Source organism: Dasania sp. GY-MA-18, assembly GCF_024734385.1.
In the GTDB taxonomy this organism is placed as follows: domain Bacteria; phylum Pseudomonadota; class Gammaproteobacteria; order Pseudomonadales; family Dasaniaceae; genus Dasania; species Dasania phycosphaerae.
In genome coordinates, this window is the sequence record NZ_JANHAP010000010.1 from 34,995 (window position 1) to 58,669 (window position 23,675).

General features: G+C 48.9%; 22 protein-coding genes. 8 read left to right on the plus strand and 14 right to left on the minus strand.

Annotation, left to right across the window (positions count from 1 at the left end; genetic code table 11):
- Window positions 1-5 precede the first annotated feature (5 nt).
- The 5 genes from fkpB to murJ form a co-directional block, all read right to left on the minus strand.
- The gene (gene fkpB, locus NO559_RS12550) at window positions 6-443 is read right to left on the minus strand and encodes an FKBP-type peptidyl-prolyl cis-trans isomerase (protein WP_258332195.1); all 438 of its coding nucleotides are present in this window, start codon (window positions 441-443) and stop codon (window positions 6-8) included.
- 297 nt (window positions 444-740) lie between these two features.
- A complete protein-coding gene (lspA, locus tag NO559_RS12555; RefSeq protein ID WP_258332333.1) occupies window positions 741-1,238 on the minus strand; it encodes a signal peptidase II in 498 nt (165 codons plus the stop codon).
- A gap of 7 nt (window positions 1,239-1,245) precedes the next feature.
- Window positions 1,246-4,062, minus strand: coding sequence for an isoleucine--tRNA ligase (gene ileS, locus NO559_RS12560; protein ID WP_258332196.1), 2,817 nt, complete (start codon window positions 4,060-4,062; stop codon window positions 1,246-1,248).
- A gap of 52 nt (window positions 4,063-4,114) precedes the next feature.
- A complete protein-coding gene (gene ribF, locus NO559_RS12565; protein ID WP_258332197.1) occupies window positions 4,115-5,047 on the minus strand; it encodes a bifunctional riboflavin kinase/FAD synthetase in 933 nt (310 codons plus the stop codon).
- Between the two features lie 115 nt (window positions 5,048-5,162).
- Complete coding sequence (murJ, locus tag NO559_RS12570; protein WP_258332198.1) at window positions 5,163-6,764, minus strand: murein biosynthesis integral membrane protein MurJ; 1,602 nt, start codon at window positions 6,762-6,764, stop codon at window positions 5,163-5,165.
- Between the two features lie 162 nt (window positions 6,765-6,926).
- Here murJ and NO559_RS12575 point away from each other — a divergent pair, with 162 nt between their 5' ends.
- Window positions 6,927-8,087: a transglutaminase domain-containing protein gene (locus tag NO559_RS12575; RefSeq protein ID WP_258332199.1), complete on the plus strand. Its 1,161-nt coding sequence runs from the start codon at window positions 6,927-6,929 to the stop codon at window positions 8,085-8,087.
- Window positions 8,088-8,105: 18 nt separating this feature from the next.
- Here NO559_RS12575 and NO559_RS12580 read toward each other — a convergent pair whose 3' ends face one another.
- Window positions 8,106-9,695 (minus strand): tetratricopeptide repeat-containing sulfotransferase family protein, encoded by a 1,590-nt coding sequence (locus NO559_RS12580; RefSeq protein WP_258332200.1) that lies wholly within the window; start codon window positions 9,693-9,695, stop codon window positions 8,106-8,108.
- A gap of 128 nt (window positions 9,696-9,823) precedes the next feature.
- On the opposite strand from NO559_RS12580, the gene NO559_RS12585 reads away from it, so the two are divergent.
- Window positions 9,824-11,122, plus strand: coding sequence for an amidohydrolase family protein (locus NO559_RS12585; protein ID WP_258332201.1), 1,299 nt, complete (start codon window positions 9,824-9,826; stop codon window positions 11,120-11,122).
- 6 nt (window positions 11,123-11,128) lie between these two features.
- Here NO559_RS12585 and NO559_RS12590 read toward each other — a convergent pair whose 3' ends face one another.
- The 4 genes from NO559_RS12590 to NO559_RS12605 all read right to left on the minus strand — a co-directional run bounded on the left by NO559_RS12590 (window position 11,129) and on the right by NO559_RS12605 (window position 13,934).
- Complete coding sequence (locus tag NO559_RS12590; RefSeq protein WP_258332202.1) at window positions 11,129-11,662, minus strand: cytochrome b; 534 nt, start codon at window positions 11,660-11,662, stop codon at window positions 11,129-11,131.
- A gap of 72 nt (window positions 11,663-11,734) precedes the next feature.
- Window positions 11,735-12,283: an RNA 2',3'-cyclic phosphodiesterase gene (gene thpR / locus NO559_RS12595; protein WP_258332203.1), complete on the minus strand. Its 549-nt coding sequence runs from the start codon at window positions 12,281-12,283 to the stop codon at window positions 11,735-11,737.
- Window positions 12,280-12,918, minus strand: coding sequence for an NUDIX domain-containing protein (locus NO559_RS12600; RefSeq protein ID WP_258332204.1), 639 nt, complete (start codon window positions 12,916-12,918; stop codon window positions 12,280-12,282). Before NO559_RS12600 ends, thpR begins: the two co-directional genes overlap by 4 nt.
- Window positions 12,918-13,934 carry an aspartate carbamoyltransferase gene (locus NO559_RS12605; RefSeq protein ID WP_258332205.1) on the minus strand — a complete coding sequence of 339 codons (1,017 nt, stop codon included), beginning with the start codon at window positions 13,932-13,934 and terminating at the stop codon, window positions 12,918-12,920. Before NO559_RS12605 ends, NO559_RS12600 begins: the two co-directional genes overlap by 1 nt.
- A gap of 184 nt (window positions 13,935-14,118) precedes the next feature.
- On the opposite strand from NO559_RS12605, the gene NO559_RS12610 reads away from it, so the two are divergent.
- The 4 genes from NO559_RS12610 to NO559_RS12625 all read left to right on the plus strand — a co-directional run bounded on the left by NO559_RS12610 (window position 14,119) and on the right by NO559_RS12625 (window position 16,579).
- Entirely contained in the window at window positions 14,119-15,012 is an 894-nt protein-coding gene (locus tag NO559_RS12610) for a hypothetical protein (protein WP_258332206.1), read from the plus strand.
- Between the two features lie 31 nt (window positions 15,013-15,043).
- Entirely contained in the window at window positions 15,044-15,322 is a 279-nt protein-coding gene (locus NO559_RS12615; RefSeq protein WP_258332207.1) for a polyhydroxyalkanoic acid system family protein, read from the plus strand.
- Between the two features lie 101 nt (window positions 15,323-15,423).
- On the plus strand, window positions 15,424-15,879 hold the full coding sequence (locus tag NO559_RS12620; protein ID WP_258332208.1) for a DUF4124 domain-containing protein: 456 nt from the start codon (window positions 15,424-15,426) through the stop codon (window positions 15,877-15,879).
- Between the two features lie 178 nt (window positions 15,880-16,057).
- A complete protein-coding gene (locus tag NO559_RS12625) occupies window positions 16,058-16,579 on the plus strand; it encodes a PEP-CTERM sorting domain-containing protein (RefSeq protein WP_258332209.1) in 522 nt (173 codons plus the stop codon).
- 107 nt (window positions 16,580-16,686) lie between these two features.
- Here NO559_RS12625 and NO559_RS12630 read toward each other — a convergent pair whose 3' ends face one another.
- Together NO559_RS12630 and sbcB are read right to left on the minus strand one after the other, a co-directional pair.
- A complete protein-coding gene (locus tag NO559_RS12630; protein ID WP_258332210.1) occupies window positions 16,687-16,968 on the minus strand; it encodes a GIY-YIG nuclease family protein in 282 nt (93 codons plus the stop codon).
- Window positions 16,968-18,407 carry an exodeoxyribonuclease I gene (sbcB, locus tag NO559_RS12635; RefSeq protein ID WP_258332211.1) on the minus strand — a complete coding sequence of 480 codons (1,440 nt, stop codon included), beginning with the start codon at window positions 18,405-18,407 and terminating at the stop codon, window positions 16,968-16,970. The genes NO559_RS12630 and sbcB overlap by 1 nt, the downstream gene beginning before the upstream one ends.
- Before the next feature lie 136 nt (window positions 18,408-18,543).
- Here sbcB and NO559_RS12640 point away from each other — a divergent pair, with 136 nt between their 5' ends.
- A complete protein-coding gene (locus NO559_RS12640; protein ID WP_258332212.1) occupies window positions 18,544-20,091 on the plus strand; it encodes an FMN-binding glutamate synthase family protein in 1,548 nt (515 codons plus the stop codon).
- A gap of 21 nt (window positions 20,092-20,112) precedes the next feature.
- On the plus strand, window positions 20,113-21,327 hold the full coding sequence (locus NO559_RS12645) for a sodium:proton antiporter (protein ID WP_258332213.1): 1,215 nt from the start codon (window positions 20,113-20,115) through the stop codon (window positions 21,325-21,327).
- Between the two features lie 4 nt (window positions 21,328-21,331).
- Here NO559_RS12645 and NO559_RS12650 read toward each other — a convergent pair whose 3' ends face one another.
- Both NO559_RS12650 and NO559_RS12655 read right to left on the minus strand, forming a co-directional pair.
- The gene (locus tag NO559_RS12650) at window positions 21,332-21,700 is read right to left on the minus strand and encodes a hypothetical protein (protein WP_258332214.1); all 369 of its coding nucleotides are present in this window, start codon (window positions 21,698-21,700) and stop codon (window positions 21,332-21,334) included.
- Window positions 21,701-21,707: 7 nt separating this feature from the next.
- Window positions 21,708-23,657, minus strand: coding sequence for a M48 family metallopeptidase (locus NO559_RS12655; RefSeq protein WP_258332215.1), 1,950 nt, complete (start codon window positions 23,655-23,657; stop codon window positions 21,708-21,710).
- Between the last annotated feature and the right edge of the window lie 18 nt (window positions 23,658-23,675).

Here is a 23,675-nt window from a genome sequence, read left to right on the forward strand (position 1 = left end):
TAATCTCAGGCGGCGTCTACCGCAATAATTTCTACATCAAACACAATATTTTCACCGGCTAAAGGATGGTTGAAATCAACAATCACCACCTCATCATCCACTGATTTAATCACGCCGGGCAGTTCTGACTGGCTGGCATCAGCAAAAGAAATCACCAAGCCTGCCTGCAAATCCATATCGTCAGCAAAGGTATCGCGCTTAAAGCTTTGTATATTATTGGGGTTGGGCTGACCAAAGGCGTCTTCGGGTAAAACAGTAAAGCTGGCCTTTTCGGCCGCGGTTAAACCAAATAGTTTTTTCTCAAAACCGGGCAGCAAGCTACCATCACCAATAACAAAACTGGCGGGATCTTTTTCGAAGTTGCTGTCTATGATGTCACCGTTTTCAAACTTAAGTTCAAAATGTAGGGTAACGCGGGTTTCTGGGCCTATTAATGTAGTCATGTCGCTCTTCTATATTTCTGTATGCCATTCAAACATAGGTTTGAAAATTATTAATTACCCAAGCCAACCTTTTATTTCGCTCTGCTGAGCGAGTTCATTTTCTTTGCTTGTGCACAAATTGCACTGCAATTTGGACGCCTGCTTATTAAAGGCGCCCTCCGGGTGAAAAAATGCCAAAAGCAGTTTTTCATCAAAGAAAACAGAACCAAAAGAAAGCACACTCCTAGTACGTCGGCCACTTTGTGGCTGCCCTGCGCTACTCCCAAGGAGAAACTGGGTGCTCGTAGTCAGTAAAACTTAATCTTTGTTGCCCTTATGGTGCTCTGGATGAACAATCATATCCAAAATCATCAGTATCGCGCCTATGGTGATAGCAGAGTCGGCAATATTAAATGCGGGAAAATAACTGTCTTGCCAGTGCACGGATATAAAATCAACCACATGTCCCAGCATCACTCTGTCCCATAAATTTCCTATGGCACCGCCTAAAATAAAAGTTAAGGCCACGGCTAACATTTTCTCTTGGGGTTTTAATTTATAAACCCACACCACTAAGGCAACACTCACCACCGTCGAAATCGCAGTAAAAAACCAGCGCTGCCAACCACCGGCATCACTCAAAAAACTAAAAGCAGCGCCCTGGTTATATTGCAGCATTAAATTAAATACCGGCAGTATCTCCACGGGGTTACCGTACTGCAATTGGCTATCGGCTAGGGCCTTGGTCCATTGATCCAGCAGCACCAGCACCACAGCCAACAACATATAACAGGCAAAGCGTACAGTATGTGTCATCACAGTATTAAGCGTATAAACGCTTTTCGCCCTCGCCATCAACATTGTCAACGCAGCGGCCACATAATAAAGGATGAACCTCAGAACTACCTACATCCTCGCGGTGATGCCAACAGCGATCACACTTATCAAAAGCGCTGGCGCTTACCTTAATATCCAAACCTTCCAGCTCGGTGCTGGTCGCATCGCTAGATTCTGATAGCGGTTTGAGAGTGGCGGTAGAAGTCATCAATACAAAACGCAATTCATCGCCTAAAGCGCTGAGCTTTTCGGCCAAGCTGCCATCGCAGTACAAGGTGATATCGGCCGCCAAGGAAGCACCTACTATGCCCTCTTTACGAGCCGCTTCCAGCTGCTTATTGACTGCCGTTTTCACTGCCATCAGCTCGCGCCAGTAACCGCGCCCCATTTCGGCAGCATCGGCCATTTTGGGTAATTCCGGCCACTCGCTAATAAATACAAACTCTTCCCGCTCACCGGGGATATGGGCCCATAGCTCATCGGCGGTAAAGCTCAGTATAGGCGCTATCCAACGGGTAAAGGCTTCTATGATGTAATGCATAGCTGTTTGCGCCGAACGGCGCGCCAAGCTGTCAGCCTGAGTGGTGTACTGTCTGTCTTTAATCACATCCAAGTAAAAACCACCCAACTCATTAACACAGAAGTTATGCAGCTTTTGATACACCACATGGAATTGGTAACTGTCATAGGCAGCGATAATTTCTTCTTGCAAACAAGCAGCCGCATCTATTGCCCAGCGATCCAATACTAATAATTGATCCACTTCTACCTGGTGTTGCGCAGGTTCAAAGCCTTCCAAGTTAGATAATAAAAAGCGTGCAGTGTTGCGTATGCGTCTATAGGAGTCGGCGGTGCGATTAAAAATCTCATCACTCACCGTCATCTCATTGCGGTAATCCGCCGCCGCTACCCACAGCCGTAATATATCGGCCCCTAGGCTGTTCATCACGGTTTGCGGCGCCACCACATTGCCCACTGACTTGGACATTTTGCGGCCTTCGGCATCCACAGTAAAACCATGGGTTAATACGGCTTTATACGGTGCAACGCCGTTCATAGCTACCGAGGTTAGTAGCGAAGATTGAAACCAACCGCGGTGCTGATCCGAACCCTCTAAATACAAATCGGCAGGGTTAGTTAAGTAATCACGTCTATCGCACACGCTGGCGTGAGTTACCCCAGAGTCAAACCATACATCCAAAGTATCAGTCACTTTTTCGTAGTGCTCGGCCTCATCGCCCAGCAACTCGGCAGGCTCTAAATCAAACCAGGCGTCTATACCTTTTTCTTCCACGCGTTGCGCCACCTCTTCTACTAGGCGCTGCGAATCGGGATGTAGCTCGGCGGTTTCCTTATGGATAAACAAAGCAATAGGCACGCCCCAGGTACGCTGGCGCGACACACACCAATCGGGGCGGCCATCCATCATCGTTTTGATACGGGCCTTGCCCCAGCCGGGTATCCACTCGACGTTTTCAATTTCAGACAGCGCCTGATCCAGCAAACCATTTTGCTGCATATTGACAAACCACTGTGGCGTGGCGCGGAAAATAATCGGCGACTTATGACGCCAGCAATGCGGGTAGCTGTGCTCAAAGGCTACGTAATGCAGTAGCACATTATTTTCACGCAAAACCTCTATCACACTGTCGTTAGCTTTTAACACATGCTGGCCAGCAAACAATTCTGTTTCGGGTAAGTAAACACCGTTAGAACCCACCGGGTTGTACACCGCTATGCCATAGTGCTGACATACATTAAAGTCGTCCACACCGTGGCCGGGAGCGGTATGCACTGCGCCGGTACCGGCCTCAGTAGTTACATGCTCACCTAAAATTAACGGCAATTGCTTATCGTAAAAAGGATGCTGTACTAATTGCTTTTCTAGGGCCTGACCTTTACAGCGGCCAATGATTTCAAAACTTTCTACGCCATAACGCTGCATCACAGTCTCGTGCAGGGCTTCGGCCAATAAGATATTGCGCGGTACGCCCTCTTGCTCAAAGGCAACCAACACATAATCCAGCTCGGCATGCAGGCTTACCGCTAAGGAAGCGGGTAGAGTCCACGGCGTGGTGGTCCATATAGCCACGGCAACGCTAGCGTTAAGCTCAGCTTGCACACCGCAGGCTTGTAAAAATGCTGCTTTGTCCACTGCCTCGTAGGCCACATCTATAGCGGGTGATTGCTTGTCTTTATATTCAACCTCGGCTTCTGCTAACGCCGAGCCACAATCCATACACCAATGCACAGGCTTAAAGCCTTTTTGCAGATGGCCGTTATTGGCGATTTTACCCAGGGCGCGAATAATATCGGCCTCGTTAGTAAAATTCATCGTCAGGTAGGGGTTATCCCACTCGCCCAATACACCCAGACGGATAAAATCTTTCTTTTGCCCTTCCACCTGCTTTTGCGCGTACTCGCGGCATTTTTTGCGAAACACCGAGGCGTCCACCTTAACCCCAGCCTTGCCCACTTTTTTCTCTACGTTTAGCTCTATAGGCAGGCCGTGACAATCCCAGCCCGGCACATAGGGAGCGTCAAAACCGCTTAAGGTTTTGGACTTAACAATAATGTCTTTAATGATTTTATTAACCGCGTGGCCTATGTGTATATTGCCGTTCGCATAAGGAGGGCCATCGTGCAAAATAAACTGTGGTCTACCTGCGCGCGCCTCACGAATTTTTTGGTAGAGGTTTTTCTCTTGCCAGGCTTTTAACATTTGCGGCTCGCGCTGAGCCAAGTTGGCCTTCATGGCAAACTTTGTTTTAGGTAGGTTTAAAGTTTCTTTGTAATCGCTCATGGCGTTAGGGTCACTCGACTTCTGTCTATTAATGCTTAAAAATTTACAGCGTTTAGGCCTTGTTAAAAAAGGCTTGCGCAGCGTCTATATCGCTGTGTATCTGGTTTTTCAAAGCCTCTAGTGAGGCAAATTTTTGCTCGTCACGAATTTTGTGGCGAAAAATCACCTCTATGTTTTGGCCATATAAAGACTCTTTAAAATCTAATATATGGACCTCCAAAATCGCTTTAATCAAATCGCCTACCGTGGGCCTGGTACCTACGTTAGCCACCGCATTTAATCTGCGGCCATCGCGCAAATGCACTTGCGCAGCATAAACGCCGCTCATCGCGGTTTGTATGCGGCGCAATTGCACATTGGCCGTAGGTGAGCCTAAGGTACGGCCCAATTGCTGCCCTAAAATCACTCGGCCGGTAATACTATAGGGCCTACCCAGCAATTGCTCTGCCAGGGCAAAATCTGATGCCTGTAGAGCCGCCCGTATCCGTGAGCTACTAATGCGCTGCTCGTCAGCTACCAGCGTTTTAGTATCGCTGACCTCAAAGCCGGCCCGCTCGCCATACTGCTTTAAAAAATCAAAGTCACCTTCGCGGTTATGGCCAAAATGAGTATCATCGCCCATCACTATGTATTTGGCTGCTAAGCCATCCACAAAGACCTGCTGCACAAAGTCACTGGCGTCCATATCACGGCAATGGGCATCAAAGCGCACCCGCAGCACCCTATCTATACCCAGCTGTTTGAGTGCTAAAAACTTTTCTCTAAAACTCATTAAGCGCGGCGGCGCCTGCCTGGGGGCAAAAAACTCTCTGGGTAAAGGCTCAAACACTACCACCGTAGTCGGCAGGCCCATAGCCTTACCCTTAGCAATTAAGCCTTGCAACACAGCCTGATGACCGAGATGTACGCCATCAAACGCCCCTATCGTGGCCACGCATCCTCTATGTTGAGGGCGCAAGTTATGTATGCCGCGAATTAGCTCCATAAACGGTAGGGGTTAGGCCTTTGCTGGGTAAAATAAACGGCAGATTATATAGCAGCGAATGCCCTACGCATAGGGCGCAGGGCAGCGGTAAGCCACAAGCTTTAAGCGGCAAGCGTTAAGCCTGTACCCTGAAATGCTTAGGGCGTGCGCCCATTAACACTAGGGCGGCAAAGTAAGTGGCGGCGCCGGCAGCACACAGTGGCAATATATTTAGCGCGCGCTGCCACCAGTTCCATGCCAGCCACTGGCTGGTGGCGGGCAATAGGTAATATAGCGCCAGCGCCATCACCACTGCCGCCAAACTAATACGCAATACCGTTGCCAACATACCCACCAAAGGCTGGTACACTCCGGCTTTGCGCAAGCCGCTGTAAAGCAAGGCGACATTAAGAAAGGCGGATAAAGAGGTGGCCAGCGCCAGGCCTACATGGCCTATTTGCCAGTACATATGCAGCGGTACCACAAAGGCTATATTTAAAATCATATTGGCCACCATGGCCTTAATGCCTATGGCCACTGGGGTTTTGGTGTCCTGGCGCGAGTAATAGCCCGGCGCCAGCACCTTAATCATCATAAAAGCCAATAAGCCCAAGCTATAGGCCCGCAGGCTGAGGGTGGCCATACTCACGTCGGCAGGGGTCATTTCGCCGCGCTGAAACAGGGTGATCAAAATAGGCTCAGCCAAAATCACCAAGGCCACGGCCGCTGGCACCGCAATAAGCAACACCATGCGCATGGCCCAATCCATGGTATGGGCAAAGGCGCGGGGCGAGCTATTAGCCTGATGCCTGGACAGCGCCGGCAATATCACCGTGCTAATGGCGATAGCAAACACCCCCAGCGGTAGCTCCACCAAGCGATCAGAGTAATACAGCCAAGACACACTGCCATTAGGTAAAAACGAGGCCAGCACCGTATCCAGCAATAAATTTATCTGGCTGACCGACACCCCAAATATGGCTGGCCCCATTAACAGCAAAATGCGCCTTACCCCTTCGTGCTGCAAATCCCAAGTGGGGCGCGGGGTGAGCTTAAGAGCATGAATAAAAGGGATTTGAAACACAAACTGTATCAGCCCCGCCAGCAGCACCCCCCAAGCCAGGGCAAAGGCGGGCTCCTCAAATAGCGGCGCAGCCATTAGGGCCGAGCCTATTAAGGATAGGTTGAGCAACACCGGGGTAAACGCAGGCACCGCAAAGCGACCATAGCTATTGAGCACCGCCCCGGCAAAACCGGTAAGGGAGATCAGCAGTAAATAGGGAAAGGTGATGCGTATCATCTCGGTGGCCAGCAGGTATTTGGCCTCGGCCTGCATATACCAGCCCGGCGCAAACAGCGCCCCCAATAGCGGTGCCGCCATCACCGCCAACAGGGTAAACAGCAGCAAGATGCCCCCCAAGGCCCCAGCCACTCTATCCAGCAAGGCTCTGACCTCGGCATGGCTACGCTGGCTGCGGTACTCGGATAACACCGGTACAAAGGCCTGAGCAAAGGCTCCTTCGGCAAACAGGCGGCGCATAAAATTGGGGATTTTAAAGGCCACAAAAAAAGCATCGGCAGCGGCACTAGCGCCCACAAAATTGGCTATGACCACATCCCTGGCCAAACCCAGCACCCGCGACAGCATGGTCATAGCACCCACTACCGCACTGGATTTTAATAAGCCCGCTGCTTTTGTCGGCGCTGCCTTAGCAGCGTTGGCATTTGGTTGAGACAAGTAAGACTCCGGTGTAGCAACTAGGGCTTATTATAGGTATAGCGGCATTGTAGAAAGTTTTGCTCATAGAGTACAAACAAAGCTGGCAACATTTGCCTGCCCGCCTGGAAGAGCAGCGCACAGTTTGTATACTAAGTAGACACTACTACCAGTAACATGATTATGAAACTACGGGGATTACTGCTAGCCATATTACTAAGCCTATTACTGAGTAGCTGTGCCAGACTGCAAGACTTCAACATCAAACCACTACCTGACTTTGCCAGCATTAATGGCCCCATCAGTGCGCAGCAAGCTAGCCAACACATAACAGATAGCAGCTTTCGCACACTGTCACCTGAAGCCCTCGCTTATTTTAAAAAATACTTATTCGACCATATGCCCCAACGGCAAACAGCCATACAGCTGCGCAACCTCATCCACAGCCCCGCCTTTCTTAATTTTGAATACGCCGAAGATAAAACCTACAGCGCCCAGCAAGCCTATGCTAAGGCGCAAGGTAATTGCATAGCCTACAGCCATTTGTATATTAGTTTAGCCCGGCAGCTAGGCTTAAAAGCGCAATACCAATTAATAGAAAGCGACCCCACCCTAGTACTAAGAGATAAAAAAATATCCCTGTTTATACATCTTAATGTTGTGGTGAAACTAAACAGCAACAACAGCTTTACCGCCGACACAGTGCCTGAGCAACAGCATTTAATTAAACGAGGGCAGATGATTAGCGACAACAGTGCCGATGCCCTGCACTATAACAATCTGGCGATAGACGCCATGTTTGATAATAACTATCTGGCCAGTTATCGCTATTTAGCTAAAGCCATAAGCCTAGACCCGCAGCTGTCATTACTGTGGAGCAATGTAGGTGCACTATTTAGAAAAAACCAGCAGTTGCAGGCTGCAGAGCTCAGCCTACACAATGCGCTAGCCCTAGACCCACAAGCCTACCCCGCACTAAACAACTTAGCCGTGCTCTATCAGCAACAAAACAACAGCGTTAAAACTCAGTATTATCTTAATAAAATTAAAACCTATCGCGCCAGAAACCCCTATCACCATTACAATCTAAGCCTGCTAGCCATTAGCGATAAAAATTACTCGCTGGCGCTTAGATCTATAAAAAAAGCCATAGGCTTAAAAGCGGATGAAGCAGGGTTTTATTATCAACAAAGTTTAATTTACCAACAGCTACAACAATTAAACCAAAGCCGCACAGCCTTGCTACTAGCTATAGCCAACAGCCAGGATAAAAAGTCCCTGCGCAGTTATCAAAAACAATTACGGGTTTTAGACCAGCAAATCAAGCTACAAAACAATAACTAGATCTACTGCTTTATTTAGCTATACATCAGCGGACGGCAATACCCTAGCTAGCTTATCCAGTAAGGGTTGTAACTGCGCTTCATAGTGCCGCCATTTTTGTACCGAGCCGGTATGTATAGGCTGACGCACCTGCGCCGCACTGGCAGTCATGCTGGCACTGGGGTTGTGATGGAAATTCAAACACTGTGGCTGCCATTGCAGGCCACAGTAATCAATTAAAGCTTTGCTTTGTTGTTCGGGGTTATGCACTAAGTCTTCATAACTCAAATCATAAATCTGGCCGGGAAATACTTTATGCCAATGCTGCATCAGGCGATGATAAGCTAAGTAATAATCCCCCAAATCATTTAAGTCATAAGAAAAAGGGTAAGCTTGGGCAAATAGGGTTTTATAAATGGCGTAACAGGCGTCCATAGGGTGGCGGGTTAAATGGATAATTTTCGCATTGGGCAAGGCCATTTTAATCAACCCCAGGTATAAATAATTTAACGGCAGTTTATCGATAAAATGCGCATGCTGGCCGGTCATAGGCCTAGTGCTGTCTATATAAGATTGCCCCAATGCGGCAAAGTCCAGCTCGGTAGATTTTTCGATTAGCGCTAATTTACTTAACTGCTGGCCGGGAAACTGCGCCATCACCTGCTTAATCATTTGCGAAGCAAAGTTTTGCAGCTCACCGGCAGAGCGCACCTCGCTGTGGCTGTCGACTATGCGCTCGGCCAAAGTGGTGCCGGTACGCGGTAGGCCAATAATAAAAATAGGTTCTGCAGAATCACAGCTGGCTCTGGTTTGTTGCACTAGCTCGGCGCTAAACGTGGCAATGATTTTATCCATCGCCTCCACATCACTGCTTACCTGATAGCTCATATGTTGGCGGCGTAAATCAGCACCGCGTTTTAAATAACTAAAGGACTGCTCATAGCGCGCTACATCTTCACACTCTTTGGCCAAGGCATAACAGATACGGCTCTCTTCGCGCCATTCGGCAATACCCTGCGCCAGCAGGCCTGCCATTTCGCTAATGTGATTAGCGTCCGGCGTTTGTTTGCGTAATTGCGAGCGGTTGGCATAGGCCTCGTAATCCTGCGGATTTTTAGCAATCACGGCATCATAAATAGCCTCGGCCTTATCAAACTGGCCATTGCCGCGATAAGCTGTAGCCAAATTAAATTGAAAATGTAAGGAGTCAGGCGCTGCCGCTACGGCCTGTTCATACCAGTACTGAGCCCGCTCCAGATTACCGCAATGGGTGTACACCGTCGCCAGTGCATCCCACACCGCAGGGTCGGCTTCAGTTTGCAGTTTAGGATCATTTTCTATGGCCGCGGCCTCCGCCAAGGCCTCGGTAATTTGCACATTCTGCTGTAATGCTGCGGCTAATTGCACACGGTAGGCAATGTTATTGGGGCTGTAATGCAAAGCCTGCTGAGCAAACTCTATGGCTTTAGCCGCCTGATGCAGCTTAATCGCCACCACACTATACAAATGCCAAAAACTGGCCTGCTGGGGAAATTGTGTTAGCAACTGCTGTAGATTCGCTGCCGCTTCGCGAAACATACCTTTATTTATTTGTGCTAATAAGGGCTGAATAGATGGGGGGGTGGCCATATGAATACGTCTTTTATTTATAGTCGGCCTATTATATTCAGCATTATGTTTGCCTGGCTACACTTGAATCAGCCGCTATAGTTTGAGTAACACAGACTTAATAACGATAAATTTTAAGGTCACGCTTTATGCCTATCATCAGTAACTGCCGCCCAAAAATCCTAAGCATCTGTTTTAGCTGCTTATTAAGCAGCTATGCAGGGGCCGACAGCATAGCCTTGGTGGCCGCCAGAATCATAGATGGCGTTAGTGCTAAACCCTTGCCAGCCACTACCGTGGTGGTTGAAAACGATAAAATCACCGCCATAGGCCAGCGCGATATTATCCCCGAACATGCCACGGTTATAGACCTGGGCGATGCCACCCTGCTGCCGGGCTTTATCGATAGCCACACCCACCCCTTTATCCACGGCGAGGATTACCAAGCCACCGCCCTGCAACACAGCTCGGCTTATAAAAGCCTGCGCGCGCTGGCCTCGGTGCAAAAACTGTTAACCGCAGGCTGGACCTCTATGCGTATTATGGGCGATGCCGACACCGCCTATGGCCCGGTAGATTTAAAGCATGCTATTAACCAAGGCCTGTTTGTAGGGCCGCGCTTATCGGTGGCCCCACACTATTTATCCATTACCGGCGGCGGTGGCGATGTTAATTATTACTCCCACGAACAGGCAATTATCCCCGATGGTTTAATCGTCGATGGCCCCGAGGAGATACGCAAAGCCATAAGGCAGGAGGCCAAATACGGTGCCGACTGGATTAAGGTGTTAGTCACCGGCGCCTTTCACGCCGCGGGCAATAATCCCAAAAACGTACACTTTAGCCCCGAAGAAATCGCCGCCCTCATGGCCGAAGCCAATCGCCAAGGCTTGCCGGTAGCCGCTCATGCTCACGCCACTGAGGGCATAAAGCAAGCCATAAAAGCCGGTGCACGCTCCATAGAGCACGGCACCTATTTGGACGACGAAGCCATAACATTAATGAAAAAGCATGGCACTTTTTTTGTGCCAACGATTTATGTGGGGGATTATTTTTACGAAGAGGAAAAAACCCTTAAAGCCCAAGCGGTTAATGATGAATATTACGATAACTACCGCGCCATCTTTTTAAAAATGATAGGCAAGGCCCATAAGGCCGGCGTTAAAATCGCTGTAGGTGTGGATTTGGGCGATAAAAAATACCCCGCCCATGTTTATGTGCGGGAAATGGCCGCACTGGTAGAGGCGGGCCTCAGCCCCATGGCAGCCATACAAGCGGGCACCCGCGTAGGGGCCGAGCTATTAGGCTGGGAGGATACCGTGGGCAGCTTAGAGCAAGGTAAACTAGCCGACATAGTCGCCGTAGCCGGTAACCCCTTAGACAATATGCAGCAATTGGAACAGGTGAAACTGGTAATGCTCAACGGCCAACTTGTGCTGCAACCTTAACCCCCCTTATTTAATCCACATACGCTTAAACACATTATCTTTGCGTATAAACTGATGATAGGCCGCCGCTAATACATGCAGGCCTATTAAAAAATAACCGACCTTACCGGCCAGCTCATGCCATTCTTCCAGCTGGTGAGCCAGGTCTTTATTTTCGGCCATCAACGCGGGCAAGCCAAAGGGTATGGCCTTGGCCTCGCCACTTAAAATCAACCAACCGCTTAAAGGCATGGCTAGCATCAACACATAAAGCAAAACATGGGTGAGGTAGGACATCGCTTTTTGCCAAGCGGGTAAAGCCGGTTGCACCGCGGGGTAGCGTTGATTAAAACGCAATACTAAACGCAGCCATACCGCCGCAAACACACTCAAGCCCAACATAAAGTGCCAGGCCTTAAAGGCATTGCGCAAGTCGGTGCCCTTCTCAAAAAACACCCGCATTTCTATACTGGCATAAACGGCCACTAATAATAAAAACATTATCCAATGCAGGTATCGCAAGGCCATATTATAAGACTGGGGGGCGGTTTTTGAATTCACGGCAACTCTCTAATGATTAATTTAATAAGACCTATAACACCCATATTATGCCTCAGTTCCCTTAACGCAAACTTAAGGCTGCAATAAAACAGCGGCTAAAGCGTGGTAACGGGCACCACTGCTGTTTAGTTTACTTTCAAACAATACCACTTCATCCATCTCGGTATTCAGTTTCCCCAATACACATTGAAACTTTTTAGCCTGCTGTTGCCGTCCGGCTCTGGCCAAAGATATATGCGGGCGAAAACGGCGGCTATCCACGCTAAAACCATGTTGTCTTAATTGATTAACCAAGGTCTGCTGTAATTTTTGCAATTGGCTATTGGCTGCCACAGTGGCAACCAGCAGGCGCGGTTTGTGTAATGAGGGGAACCACTGAATATCGTCAATGCTAAGGCTTTCGGGCTGATACTGGCTGACCACGCTGGCCATAATACTTTCCAACTTAGGCAACTGTTGGCTGTGTATATCCCCCAAAAATGCTAGGGTAATATGATAGTTTTCGGCTGGCACCCAGCGCAGCGCCTCGCGGTTAAGTTGCAGCGCTAGGCTTTGGGCGTGCAGGCTGAGCTGACGCTCCAGAGTTTCAGAAATGGATAAGGCAATAAAAGCCCGTATCACCGCCACTGTTCCTGTACTTGGGTTTTATTCATCATTAACCACTGCAGGGCGATGATGCTATGGGCATTATTAATGTCGCCGCGCTGTAATTTTTGCCAGGCCTGTGCCACAGGTATCACCTGCACTCGTATGTCTTCCGCCTCATCGGCTAAGCCGTGTATGCCGCCCACCGCCGACAAATCACTGCGGCCGCAATACAAATGAAAAAACTCGCAGCTGCCACCGGGGCTGGAAAAATACTGGTATATGGGCAGCATATCGCTAATCAGCGCCCCAGCCTCTTCCTCGGCTTCGCGCTGGGCGACCAGCTCTGGCGACTCGTCTTTATCAATTAAGCCCGCCACTAACTCCAGCAACCATGGCGAAGCACTCTTGGGCCCCGAGCCTTGATGACCATATGCGCCTACTCGAAACTGCTCGACTAAAGCAACCGCATCTAAAGCCGGATCGTAGAGTAATACCCCTACCGCATCGTGGCGTACAAACAGTTCGCGCTTAATGGCCTGGCTCCAGCCCCCTTCGTATAAGCGATGCTTAAGGGTAAGGCTGCGCACTTCAAAAAAGCCTTTATAAACGCTGCTATGGTCGATTAACTCTACGTCCTCAGCGCCAAATTGCGGTGTTTGCTCAGCCATTAAAATCGGCGCTCGGTATACCAGTGTACTGCGCGCGACTCTTTATCCACCAAGTCCACCACATCCAATACCAAGGCAAACAGCGCCATACGCACTAACACGCCGTTATCGGTTTGCCTGAATATGGCGAGGTTGGGGTTGTTGTTTAAGTCATTATCCAACTCGTTGGCATCGGCGCGGGAGTCGCGCGGCAGGGGATGCATAATGACGGTGTTGGGTTCACAGAAGCGGGTATAAATAGCCTGATTTAAGCGATAGCGGCCGCGGTATAAATCAGCCTCTTCTTTACTGGCAAAGCGCTCTTCCTGAATGCGGGTGGAGTAGGCGATATCGACATGGCCTATGCTGTCTTCCATCACATCGGACTCATGTACGGTGAGGCCAGCACTGCGCATTTTTTCGACTATCTCGCCCGGCATAGCCAGTTCCTGCGGTGAAATTAGCGTCACTGTAACATTGCGGTACAGGCATAATAATTTACACAGCGAGTGCACGGTACGGCCGTGCTTTAAGTCGCCTATTAGGGCGATGCGCAAACCATCTATATCGTTGCGGCCATTGTCTTGCAGCTCTTTGCGTATGGTATAGAGGTCTAATAAAGCTTGGGTGGGGTGCTCGTTGGCACCATCACCGCCGTTAATCACCGGCACCCGGCTGGCTTCGGCAAATTCGGCTACCGAGCCTACATCGGGGTGGCGCATGGTAATCACATCGCTATAGCCGCTTAACACCCTAGCGGTGTCATACAAGGACTCGCCCTTGGCTATGGCCGATGAAGCAAAGCCTATGGTTTCACGTACCTCACCCCCCAATAGGTTAAAGGCACTGCCAAAGCTAACCCGGGTACGGGTGCTGGGCTCAAAAAACATACTGCCTAAAATTGCGCCGTCCAATACCTTGGTCATGCGCTGGCGATGGGCATAGGGGCGCATTTTATCGGCTACGGTAAACACCCGCTCTATGTCGGCACGTTCGAAGGGCTCTATGGAAATAATATGACTGCCGGGAAATTTCAACGTAAGCTCCTCGCTGGTAGTTAGCCCGCGCACACTAAGAGCTTGTGGCTGATTTAGCGGCTGGCTTTAAATGATATTTTGCTGCTGCATTCTAGCGGTTTTAGGGCGGTACAGCACCTTAGTTTTTGGCCATATTTTAGCTATAGTGTTCAGCAAGCCAAAATAAATAAGCACAGGAAACCATGTGAGCAAACCACAACCTTCGGCCTCAGCACTTTATAAATACTGCGACATAGTCACAGCACTGAAAATTATTAACAGCCAATCACTGCGCTGGAGCGCCCCCCACCTCTACAACAACCCCTACGAGCTCAACTATTTAAGTGATACTGACTTTACCGCTCAGCAACTACTACAAGGCCTATGCCAAGAGGCCTTAGCAGTACTATTTGGTGAAGCCGAGGCCACCGGCAATAATAAGCTGGTGAGTACCATTACCCGCTGGCAACACGATAGCCGCTTTATTTCTGAGCAAGAGGCCGAGCCAGTCTTAAAACAATTGCTATTACCCATGGCGCAGCAGCATCAGGCTACCGTTAATGAGTACTTACAGCAGTGGCGTGCATTTGCCCAAAATATACGCATATGCTGTTTTGCCAGCAGCCCCGATAACGCCAAAAATTGGCAGCGCTACGCCGATAACCATCAGGGTATAGTGCTGCAATTTGATAACCAAGAACCCAGCCTTAGCCCCTATCACGCGGTTAATTATGGCCAGCGCCCCATCGCAGCCACCAGCTTGCAGCAGCAAGTTGATATCGCCTTTGGTAGGCGTGCTGCCCCCCAGCCCGAGCAACTACACCAGCTATTGCTACACAAACCTTGGTTTGATGAGGACGAGCAAGAGCTGCGCTGCTTTGACAGCGAGGCGACTACAGCCGACAGCGATGATCAACTGTGGTACAAGGCCAAACCCTTCCAGCCTCAATCTTTGACTAACATTTACCTAGGTATAAACATAGACAGCAGCGATAAAAAGCATTTGCAAAAATTGGTAGCAAAGGCTTACCCACAGTGTAGGATTTACCAATCAGAATTAGTCAGCAACAGCTATAATCTGAGCTTTACCGCTATTTAGTTAGTGTTATTCACAACCCAAGGATTACAACATGAGCACAGTGACTATCAACCACCCCCACCAACTCGATGCCGACACCTTAAAAACCAAAATCGAAAGCCTAACCGGCGAGATCAAACAACGCTATGGCGTAACCGCTAACTGGAACAGCGACAGCCAAGCCGATATCAGCGCCCCCGGTGTTACCGGCAGCATAGATGTCAGCGATAACAATATAGCTATCACCATAGAGCTCAACATGATGCTGTCTATGATGGCCGGTAAAATCGAAGAAGATATCACCAAATATTTAGCGAAAAACTTTGCTTAAATAGCACTTTACCAACGCGCGCATTAGCCTGTAGCATGGGGTTAATGCGCTGCAAAAGCGCTACTACAAAAGCCAAAACTTGCAAGGATGCCAGCCACGCTATGAAACTCCTCCCCGCCTTGGTTAAATTTTCCCCCCTTATTTTTTTGCTTGCTGTTAATAGCTACGCACAGGTTTATAAATGGGTAGATGAGCAGGGCAATGTACACTATTCCGATAGCAAACCCGCGCAACAAAACGTAGAAGAGAAACACTTCCCCACTGGGCAAAGCAGCATAGACCCAGAGTTAGAAAGTTATAGGCAGGCGATAAAAAAGAATGAGCTAGCGCGACAACGCCAGCGTGCTTACCAGCAGCAACAACAGGCAGAGACCAAAGAGAAAGCAAAAAAAAGAAAACGTTATTGTGACAACCTCAAAGCCAAACAACATATCGACAATAGGGTCAGTATGTGGCGCACCCAAAACCCCGACGGCACGGTGACTGCCTGGACCGGCGAGCAGCGTAAACAATACACCCAAGCCTTGCAGGATAATTACAATAAACACTGCCGCTAATTCCCCCAATTGAGCCGTCCCCCCCCAATTATAAATTGTCGATTTATTTTACGCCCAAATGATTCAACTCAAGAAAAAACACTAAAAACCCTTTTAAAAACAAATACATACAAAAAAGGCGCAGTAATTGCATTCAACACAATGTAATTATTAACTTCTCAATTAGGGATATTGGACCATGCTAAATAAAATCAAAAAAACTGCCGGCCTTGTTGCCGCTTTAGCCTTAACCTCAGCCGCTCACTCACACATAGTAGAAGTAACTATGGAAGACAACGGCGACTCTACCTACACATTTGCAGGCGGCTCGTATCACACAGCCACTAACAGCGAGAATGCCGGTTTTCTAATTAACGGTATCGCGCTAGCCTACGACAGTGTTTACAGCATCGGCAACGCCGCATGGGAAGCTAAAGTCGCAGCAGCAGACGACAGTGTACAATGGAGTAACAGCACTATTTACTCAGCGATAGAGGCTACCGTTTCTTGGAGCGATTTGGTTTCTACGTTTGGTGTGATGGCTAATACCGCTTTCTCTATTAACGTATATTCTAATGGCGCAGCTTACGCACCCTGGAGCAACAACAACGGCTCATTTACCACCAGCGGTTACAGTGTTTCTGAGCCCGGTACTATAGCCCTATTAAGCTTAGGTCTTGCTGGTTTAGGTTTTGTGCGCAGAAATAAGCGCGCCGCCTAAACACTAAGGAAACCGCCCTTTTATTCTAGACGTTTAAATTAAAACGGCCCCTACTGCAATCAGTAGGGGCCGTTTTTTTGCTCTAGCATTCAAGTAATGACTTGTCGCTAAGCATTAATCAGACCTGAACTATCGACTAGTTGCAACTTTTGATAACGCTGCATTTTTTTTATCTCGGCCTCACGCTTACTCGCGGTACTGCGATCCACACAAGCTTCTTGATAAACCACCTTAAGCGCCGCATCACTGCGAAAAAACTTTGCGCCCTTATTAGCGCCCAACTCCCCTCTGTGCTCTTTAAAACGGCGCGCCACATCAGTGCTAATCCCAGTGTACAACTTGCCCGATTGGGTTTTGATCATATACACCCACCACTGCGATTTGGCCATTAGGCCAGCAGCTCGTCGCTGTATTCCAGCAGACGCTCCAGTATTACGCGTTGGGCATCACTGGTGTTTTCATCGGCCAGTAAGGTTTCAACCTCTAGCATAAAATCGTCCATGACTATGCTGGCTCCCGCCTCGGGATCGGTTAGGCGCTGAAAGCGAAACTCCTGCCACTGTTCAAACTCATCGGGACTTAAACTAGCTGGATAATTGCGTGCCCTATAGCGAAATAACATTTCCGCTAAGCGGCTATCTTCAAAGGTAAAAGCCTGCTGCTGTAATTGCTCGGGGCTGGCGGCACGCACTTGCGCCATGGTGCTTTTGTCTTGCTGGCTAAAAAAACCGCCGCTGTAGAGCATGGTGTCGGGATCAGTTTTTTCTGGCCGCTGCAAATCTGCAGCAAATACCTGGGCAACTTTTTCGCTAAGACCAGCTGCATTTTTTAGCTGCTGATAATGCTGGCGCGCCCGCGGTAAATCTAACTGTATACGAGCAGCTAAATTATCATCCAGTAATTTGCTGGTAGCCACTATGGGGCAGCGGTTGATATGGATATTTTTTAAGGCTATGCGCTCTTCGCCTTCGGCCAGCTCGGCACTGGGGGTATAGAGTTTTTCACGTATCTGCTCAGCACTTAGAGCCAGCAGCGGGGCGGGGTCTACACTTAAATCATAGGCCACCACCGCATTTTTGTTACTGGGGTGAGCCGCCAAGGGCATTACTAAGCTGGTGCAATAACGACTGGCGGGGAACATCGCCGAGGTATGCAACACCGGTGTTTGCGCCGCCACATCTAACATGGCGGCCACAGTGCGCTTATTGCGCAGGCTCAATACATAATCAAAAAGTTTAGGCTGCTTGCTTTTAATTAATTTCGCCAAGGCTATAGTCGCATGCACATCCGACAGGGCATCGTGCGCGGCTTCATGGCTAATGCCGTTGGCGGCGGTAATATGTTCTAGTTTAAAACTGGGCGTGCCGTCCTCGTGGTCGGGCCACACTATACCTTCGGGGCGCAGCGCTCTACACACCCGCACCATATCGATTAAATCCCAGCGCGAGTTGCCGTTTTTCCATTCCCGCTCATAGGCGTCGTAAAAATTGCGATACAGGGTGTAGCGCGTCACCTCATCATCAAAGCGTATGCTGTTATAGCCCACCGAGCAGGTACCGGGCTGCGACATTTGCTCATGGATTAGGCCTATAAACTCCGCTTCGGGTAAACCCTTGGCCTTGGCCTCTTGCGGCGTAATGCCAGTGATTAAACAGGCCTGCGGCTGAGGTAACATATCACCGGCGGGCTGGCAGTAAATCACCAAGGGCTCACCAATAATATTAAAGTCAGCATCGGTGCGTATACCGGCAAACTGCGAGGGCCTATCCAGCGAGGGGTTGGCACCAAAGGTTTCGTAGTCGTGCCAATAAAAAGTTTCTTGGGGCATAGTGTGGCTGCAAAATGTTATGTCATTATCGAATTTCAACAGCTTAAAGTGTTGCCGGTACATCGACAACCCCCCTATAGCCCCTATACTCTAAGCATAATAACCACAACAATGAAAACAAGGCATTAATGCGCATATGAGTACCGCCAACACCCAGTTTCCCGTGCTATACCAATTTGTCAGCGACTTTTTAGAATTCAGCCAATTGCTATTTGTGCTAGTGGTGATTATTGCCGCTCTAATTGTGGTGTATATGTACCTCTCGGATATCACCCAAACCAAACAGGCTATACGGCGCAACTACCCGGTGATAGGCCGTTTTCGTTATTTGTTTGAGCATATGGGTGAATTTTTTCGGCAATACTTTTTTGCCCAGGATAGGGATGAGCTGCCCTTTAACCGCGCCCAACGCGCCTGGGTTTATAGAGCCGCTAAAAAAGTAGACTCCACCATTGCCTTTGGCTCTACCCGGCCACTTAATCAGGCTGGGGATATTATCTTTTTAAACTGTCTGTTCCCCACCTTAACCGAAGATGCCAGCCCCACCAGTGCAGTGACTATAGGCCAAGGTTATGCCCGCCTGCCTTATACCACCAGCTCTATTTTCCATATTTCCGGTATGAGCTTTGGCGCTATTTCTATACCCGCGGTTACCGCCCTATCCAATGGGGCGAAAAAAGCCGGCATATGGATGAATACCGGCGAAGGCTCGGTATCACCCTATCACTTGCAAGGCGGCTGCGATTTAGTGTTTCAAATAGGCACCGCCAAATACGGCGTAGGCAAGCCCGACCAAACCTTGGACGAAGAAAAACTACTGCGCATAGCTGAGTTGGACCAAGTCAAAATGTTTGAAATAAAAATGAGCCAAGGCGCCAAGCCTGGCAAGGGCGGTATATTACCCAAAGAAAAAGTCACCAAAGAGATAGCCGAGGTTAGGCATATACCCCAGGGCCAAGATTCTATTAGCCCCAATGGCCACAGAGAAATACGCAGCATAGATGATTTATTAGACATGATTGTGCGCATACGTAAGCTTACAGGTAAACCGGTAGGTTTTAAGGCAGTCATAGGCAGCAGTGATTGGATAGACGACTTAATGCAAGCCATACACAGGCGCGGCCCGGAACACGCCCCCGACTTTATCACCATAGACAGCGCCGATGGCGGCACCGGCGCAGCACCACAAAGCCTGATGGATTATGTGGGCCTACCAATTAAACGCAGCCTGCCTTTAATGGTGGATAAACTCATAGAGTACAATTTACGCGAGCGTATAAAAGTCATCGTCTCCGGCAAATTAATTAACCCCAGCGAAGTGGCTTGGGCCATTTGCATGGGCGCAGACTTTGTGACCTCCGCCCGCGGTTTCATGTTTGCATTGGGCTGCATACAAGCCCTGCAGTGCAATAAAAACACCTGCCCCACCGGTATCACCACTCACAATAAAGATTTACAGCGCGGCCTAGACCCTACGGACAAAGCCGAACGTGTCTATCATTACGCCACCCAGCTGCAGTATGAAGTGGGCACCATCGCCCACGCCTGTGGTGTAACAGAAGCCCGCGGCCTCACCCGTAAACACGCGCATATTATTAATGCCGATGGCCTACCCGAACCTATGGAAGAACAATTTCCAACCCCGACAGTACGCTCGGATTTAATCGCCAGCTCCAAAGAATAAACCAATAACAAAGGTATCATCATGGGCGTAGAAATAGTTGTAGGCCAAATCTTACTCATCGTCGCCATGGCGATATGCGGTTTGATTTTAAACCGCATTTTAAAAATTGATAACAGCTTAGGCTGCTTATTAGTTGGGGTTGCCGCAGGCTGGCTGGTACCGCAGTGGGGCATAGATACCGGCATTAGAGCCAACAACCTGCAAGATTTAGTCTTTTATTTATTATTACCCGTGCTTATTTTTGAAGCCACCTGGCATATAGCTCCGGGGGATTTAAAACGCTGGCTTAAACCCATACTTATACTTGCCAGTGTCGGGGTAGTGCTAAGTACTTTATTTGGCGCAGTGTTTATTTACTACGGCATTAATCACCCCAGCGGCTTCCCTTGGATAGCCGCTTTAATTTGTGGCGTGATTTTAGCCACCACCGACCCCACTATTACCACAGCTAAATTAGAGCAGCAGCAAGCCTCTAAAGATTTAATCACTGTGATGAAAGGCGAAAGCCTGTTTAGTGATGCCAGCACTATCGTATTATTTTCACTGCTTATTGCCATCGCCACCCACCCTGATGGCAGCAGCAATATATCCATCACCACCTTTTTTATTAGCACGTTTATGGGTGGACTGGTTTTAGGTGGCATTATGGGTTTGGTCGCAGCCATACTCACCCTGCTGCTGGCCAGCCACTCCACCACCCGTATTGTTTTATTATTTGTTGCGGTGGGCAGTTTTTATTTAGCGAAAAACATTTTTGAAGTATCGGGCATTATGGCAGTAATGGGCACGGCCATAGTCGCCAGAATTTGCCTCAATGAAAAAGAACATAGTTTTTTACTAGGGGCAGACGGCAACTGGCATTGGCTGGCCTTATTATTTAGCAGCGTACTCTTTGTATTAATGGGGCTGGTAATTACCCCCGATATGTTTAGCCATCAGTGGCTGGCCATATTAATTGGTATAGCCGCAGCCATTCTTAGCCGTAGCGCCACCATTTTTTTATGCACCTTAATGACCCGCCCCTTAAGTCGCAACATAGAAAAACATTGGCAGCCGGTATTAATTTGGGGGGATATACGCGGCGTGGTGGCCATAGCCTTAGTGTTAACACTGCCCACCAGCTTAAGCTATTGGTGGACTATACAGTCCATTGTTTTTGGCGTGGTATTGTTTAACTTATTGGTACAGGCACCTAGCTCGCGTTGGTTGATACGCAGGCTCAATGCCGATAAATAAATGCCTAAGTGTTAAGCTGCACATCCACTAAACGGTCGGCAAACAGGGTTTGCAATAACGCCCCATAGCGCTGGCAGTCCTGCTCTGTGATGGTCATATCAACTATAAACTCATTCACCTCTGCCAACTTGTATAAAGGTGATTTTAAACGCAAGATAAATTGCTGCGGGCTAAGCTTAACCTGACCGACCACATCAAAACCTGCGTGCAGGGGGTCTTTATACTCTACATACACGCCATCATCTTCTTTGTGGCCTATTTCCTCTAGGCGCTGTAAAAATAGATACTCATCGTCATTATAAAACGCTAACACATGATAACCCTGCTCTAACTGCAGGCTAACTTCGGTAGCGGTAAACTGTAGGGTTTTCATAGTGTACTCATAGGGATAATTTGGGCTGTGGACAATCCATCACCGCGGCAATCGCGGCCAGCATTTCTTGCTCTACAGGGTTAATCACAGCATCGTGTTTAATACATTCGGCAAAGCCTTTTAATAACTTAGGCTTTAACAGGGGGTAACAATTAGCCAACTGATTAACAGCCTTAACAAAATCATCCATGGTATAGGCCTGCTCAGGCACAAAGCTTAAGGTATACAAACCGGCGGTATTAGCGCCTTTATTAAAAGCGCGCTGCTGATCCTGTTCGTCTTGGTGGCCATAGTGCGCCAGGGCCGACAGCACAATGCCATAGGCCTCGGCCACTTGCTTAGCTTGTTTATACTGCGGCTTACTGGAGCGCACTTTCTCAAATTCTGGTGCCAAATAATGGCGCACCAACTGAAACAGACACCACTCAAAAATCTCAAACTTTTTATCGGCGCGCATCACCAGTAACAAGGTGTTTTTAAATTGTTTGTATTGCTCAGCCGACATCATTTTTAAAGCAGGCAAACACAGCTCGATTAAGGGCAAGCGCAAACTGTATTGCAGTGCCGCAACATCCTCTTTGATTTGCAAGCACAACAGGGCCAAACCTTTAACCTTGCACAACTCTATGTAGGCAAACTGTTGTTCAGCGGTTTGCTTATCCGCATCAAGCAATAAGCTATACACCAAAGCGCTAGCCCCTAAAGGCTCATGTGCTAATTTTTTTAAGCCATAGGGTATAGCCGCAATATCATTTTCAGCTGCAGCTACTGCCGATCCAAAACTCTGTGATTGTTGCGCCGCAACAAAAGCTGCCCCGGCAGCAGCAGCCATAGCCGCCTGCCCCTTGCGCGTCTCTTCCCCATGTAACGCTTGCCCGGTTTGGGCTTGTGGCTCTATACGCATTTTGCGGCTAATCATTTTGCCGTCCCAGCCGGGCTCTATACGCCTTATGCGTTTTTCTATTTCGGGGTGCGTATCAAAACTGGCCCAGCTACCTAAAGCCTCGGCTATAAACATATGGCTGGCCTCACCGGTGTTGACATTAAACACGCGAGAACCCGCTTGATAACCGCCAATAATCTTTAAGGCATTGGCTATACCCTGTGGATTGCGAGTAAATTGCACCGCTGAAGCATCGGCTAAAAATTCACGCTGGCGGCTAATCGCCGCTTTGATTAAGCCGCCAAAAAAAGTACCCAGCCAACCAATGATCACAAAGGCCAAGCCCAACATAAAAACCCGGGCGTCGCCGGAACGTTTGGTTGCATGGTAGCCACCGTGGCGGCCGCCAGCTCGCATGATTAACTCACCGATATTGCCTATAAAAACTATGCCCGCCAGTAGGGCAATCATGCGCAGGTTAAGCCGCATATCGCCATTGAGTATGTGGCTAAACTCGTGGGCCACTACCCCCTGCAACTGCTCCCTATCAAACTGCTCTATCGCTCCTTGGGTTACACCTATTACTGCATCTGCAGGGCTATTGCCCGCCGCAAAGGCGTTAATGCCTTTTTCAGCTCGCAGTAAATACACCGCTGGCACCGGCATGCCCGAGGCCAGCGCCATTTCCTCTACCACATTGAGCACGCGTTTTTCATTGGCATTGTTAGTATTGGGATGTATGCGCTGGCCACCTAGAGACTCTGCCACCCGCTTGCCGCCAGCGGATAACTGTAACCATTTATAGCCTATCACTAGCGTGATGGTGCCGGTCACCATTAGGCTGATTTTGCCAAAACTCTGCCAGCTAAAATAATGCGCCAAACCGGGTTTGCCGGCATGCTGTAGCAGTTCGGCGGCCTGAGCATAACCCTGCACCTGGCCATCCATAATCCAATAGCTGATCACTACCACGAGATTGGTAATGGCAATTAAGCAAAAAACCGCCAATACAAATAGCAAGATTAAATATTTGCTGTGGCGGCGAGCTTGATCCTGCTCTGCAAAAAAATTCACGGATTCAGCAGGCTGTGA

Bases quoted from the DNA above. Each gene is read 5' to 3' on its own strand.
- fkpB (WP_258332195.1), bottom strand. From the start codon at position 443: ATGACTACATTAATAGGCCCAGAAACCCGCGTTACCCTACATTTTGAA.
- lspA (WP_258332333.1), bottom strand. From the start codon at position 1,238: ATGACACATACTGTACGCTTTGCCTGTTATATGTTGTTGGCTGTGGTG.
- ileS (WP_258332196.1), bottom strand. From the start codon at position 4,062: ATGAGCGATTACAAAGAAACTTTAAACCTACCTAAAACAAAGTTTGCC.
- ribF (WP_258332197.1), bottom strand. From the start codon at position 5,047: ATGGAGCTAATTCGCGGCATACATAACTTGCGCCCTCAACATAGAGGA.
- NO559_RS12575 (WP_258332199.1), top strand. From the start codon at position 6,927: ATGAAACTACGGGGATTACTGCTAGCCATATTACTAAGCCTATTACTG.
- NO559_RS12580 (WP_258332200.1), bottom strand. From the start codon at position 9,695: ATGGCCACCCCCCCATCTATTCAGCCCTTATTAGCACAAATAAATAAA.
- NO559_RS12585 (WP_258332201.1), top strand. From the start codon at position 9,824: ATGCCTATCATCAGTAACTGCCGCCCAAAAATCCTAAGCATCTGTTTT.
- NO559_RS12600 (WP_258332204.1), bottom strand. From the start codon at position 12,918: ATGGCTGAGCAAACACCGCAATTTGGCGCTGAGGACGTAGAGTTAATC.
- NO559_RS12615 (WP_258332207.1), top strand. From the start codon at position 15,044: ATGAGCACAGTGACTATCAACCACCCCCACCAACTCGATGCCGACACC.
- NO559_RS12620 (WP_258332208.1), top strand. From the start codon at position 15,424: ATGAAACTCCTCCCCGCCTTGGTTAAATTTTCCCCCCTTATTTTTTTG.
- NO559_RS12625 (WP_258332209.1), top strand. From the start codon at position 16,058: ATGCTAAATAAAATCAAAAAAACTGCCGGCCTTGTTGCCGCTTTAGCC.
- NO559_RS12630 (WP_258332210.1), bottom strand. From the start codon at position 16,968: ATGGCCAAATCGCAGTGGTGGGTGTATATGATCAAAACCCAATCGGGC.
- sbcB (WP_258332211.1), bottom strand. From the start codon at position 18,407: ATGCCCCAAGAAACTTTTTATTGGCACGACTACGAAACCTTTGGTGCC.
- NO559_RS12640 (WP_258332212.1), top strand. From the start codon at position 18,544: ATGAGTACCGCCAACACCCAGTTTCCCGTGCTATACCAATTTGTCAGC.
- NO559_RS12645 (WP_258332213.1), top strand. From the start codon at position 20,113: ATGGGCGTAGAAATAGTTGTAGGCCAAATCTTACTCATCGTCGCCATG.
- NO559_RS12650 (WP_258332214.1), bottom strand. From the start codon at position 21,700: ATGAAAACCCTACAGTTTACCGCTACCGAAGTTAGCCTGCAGTTAGAG.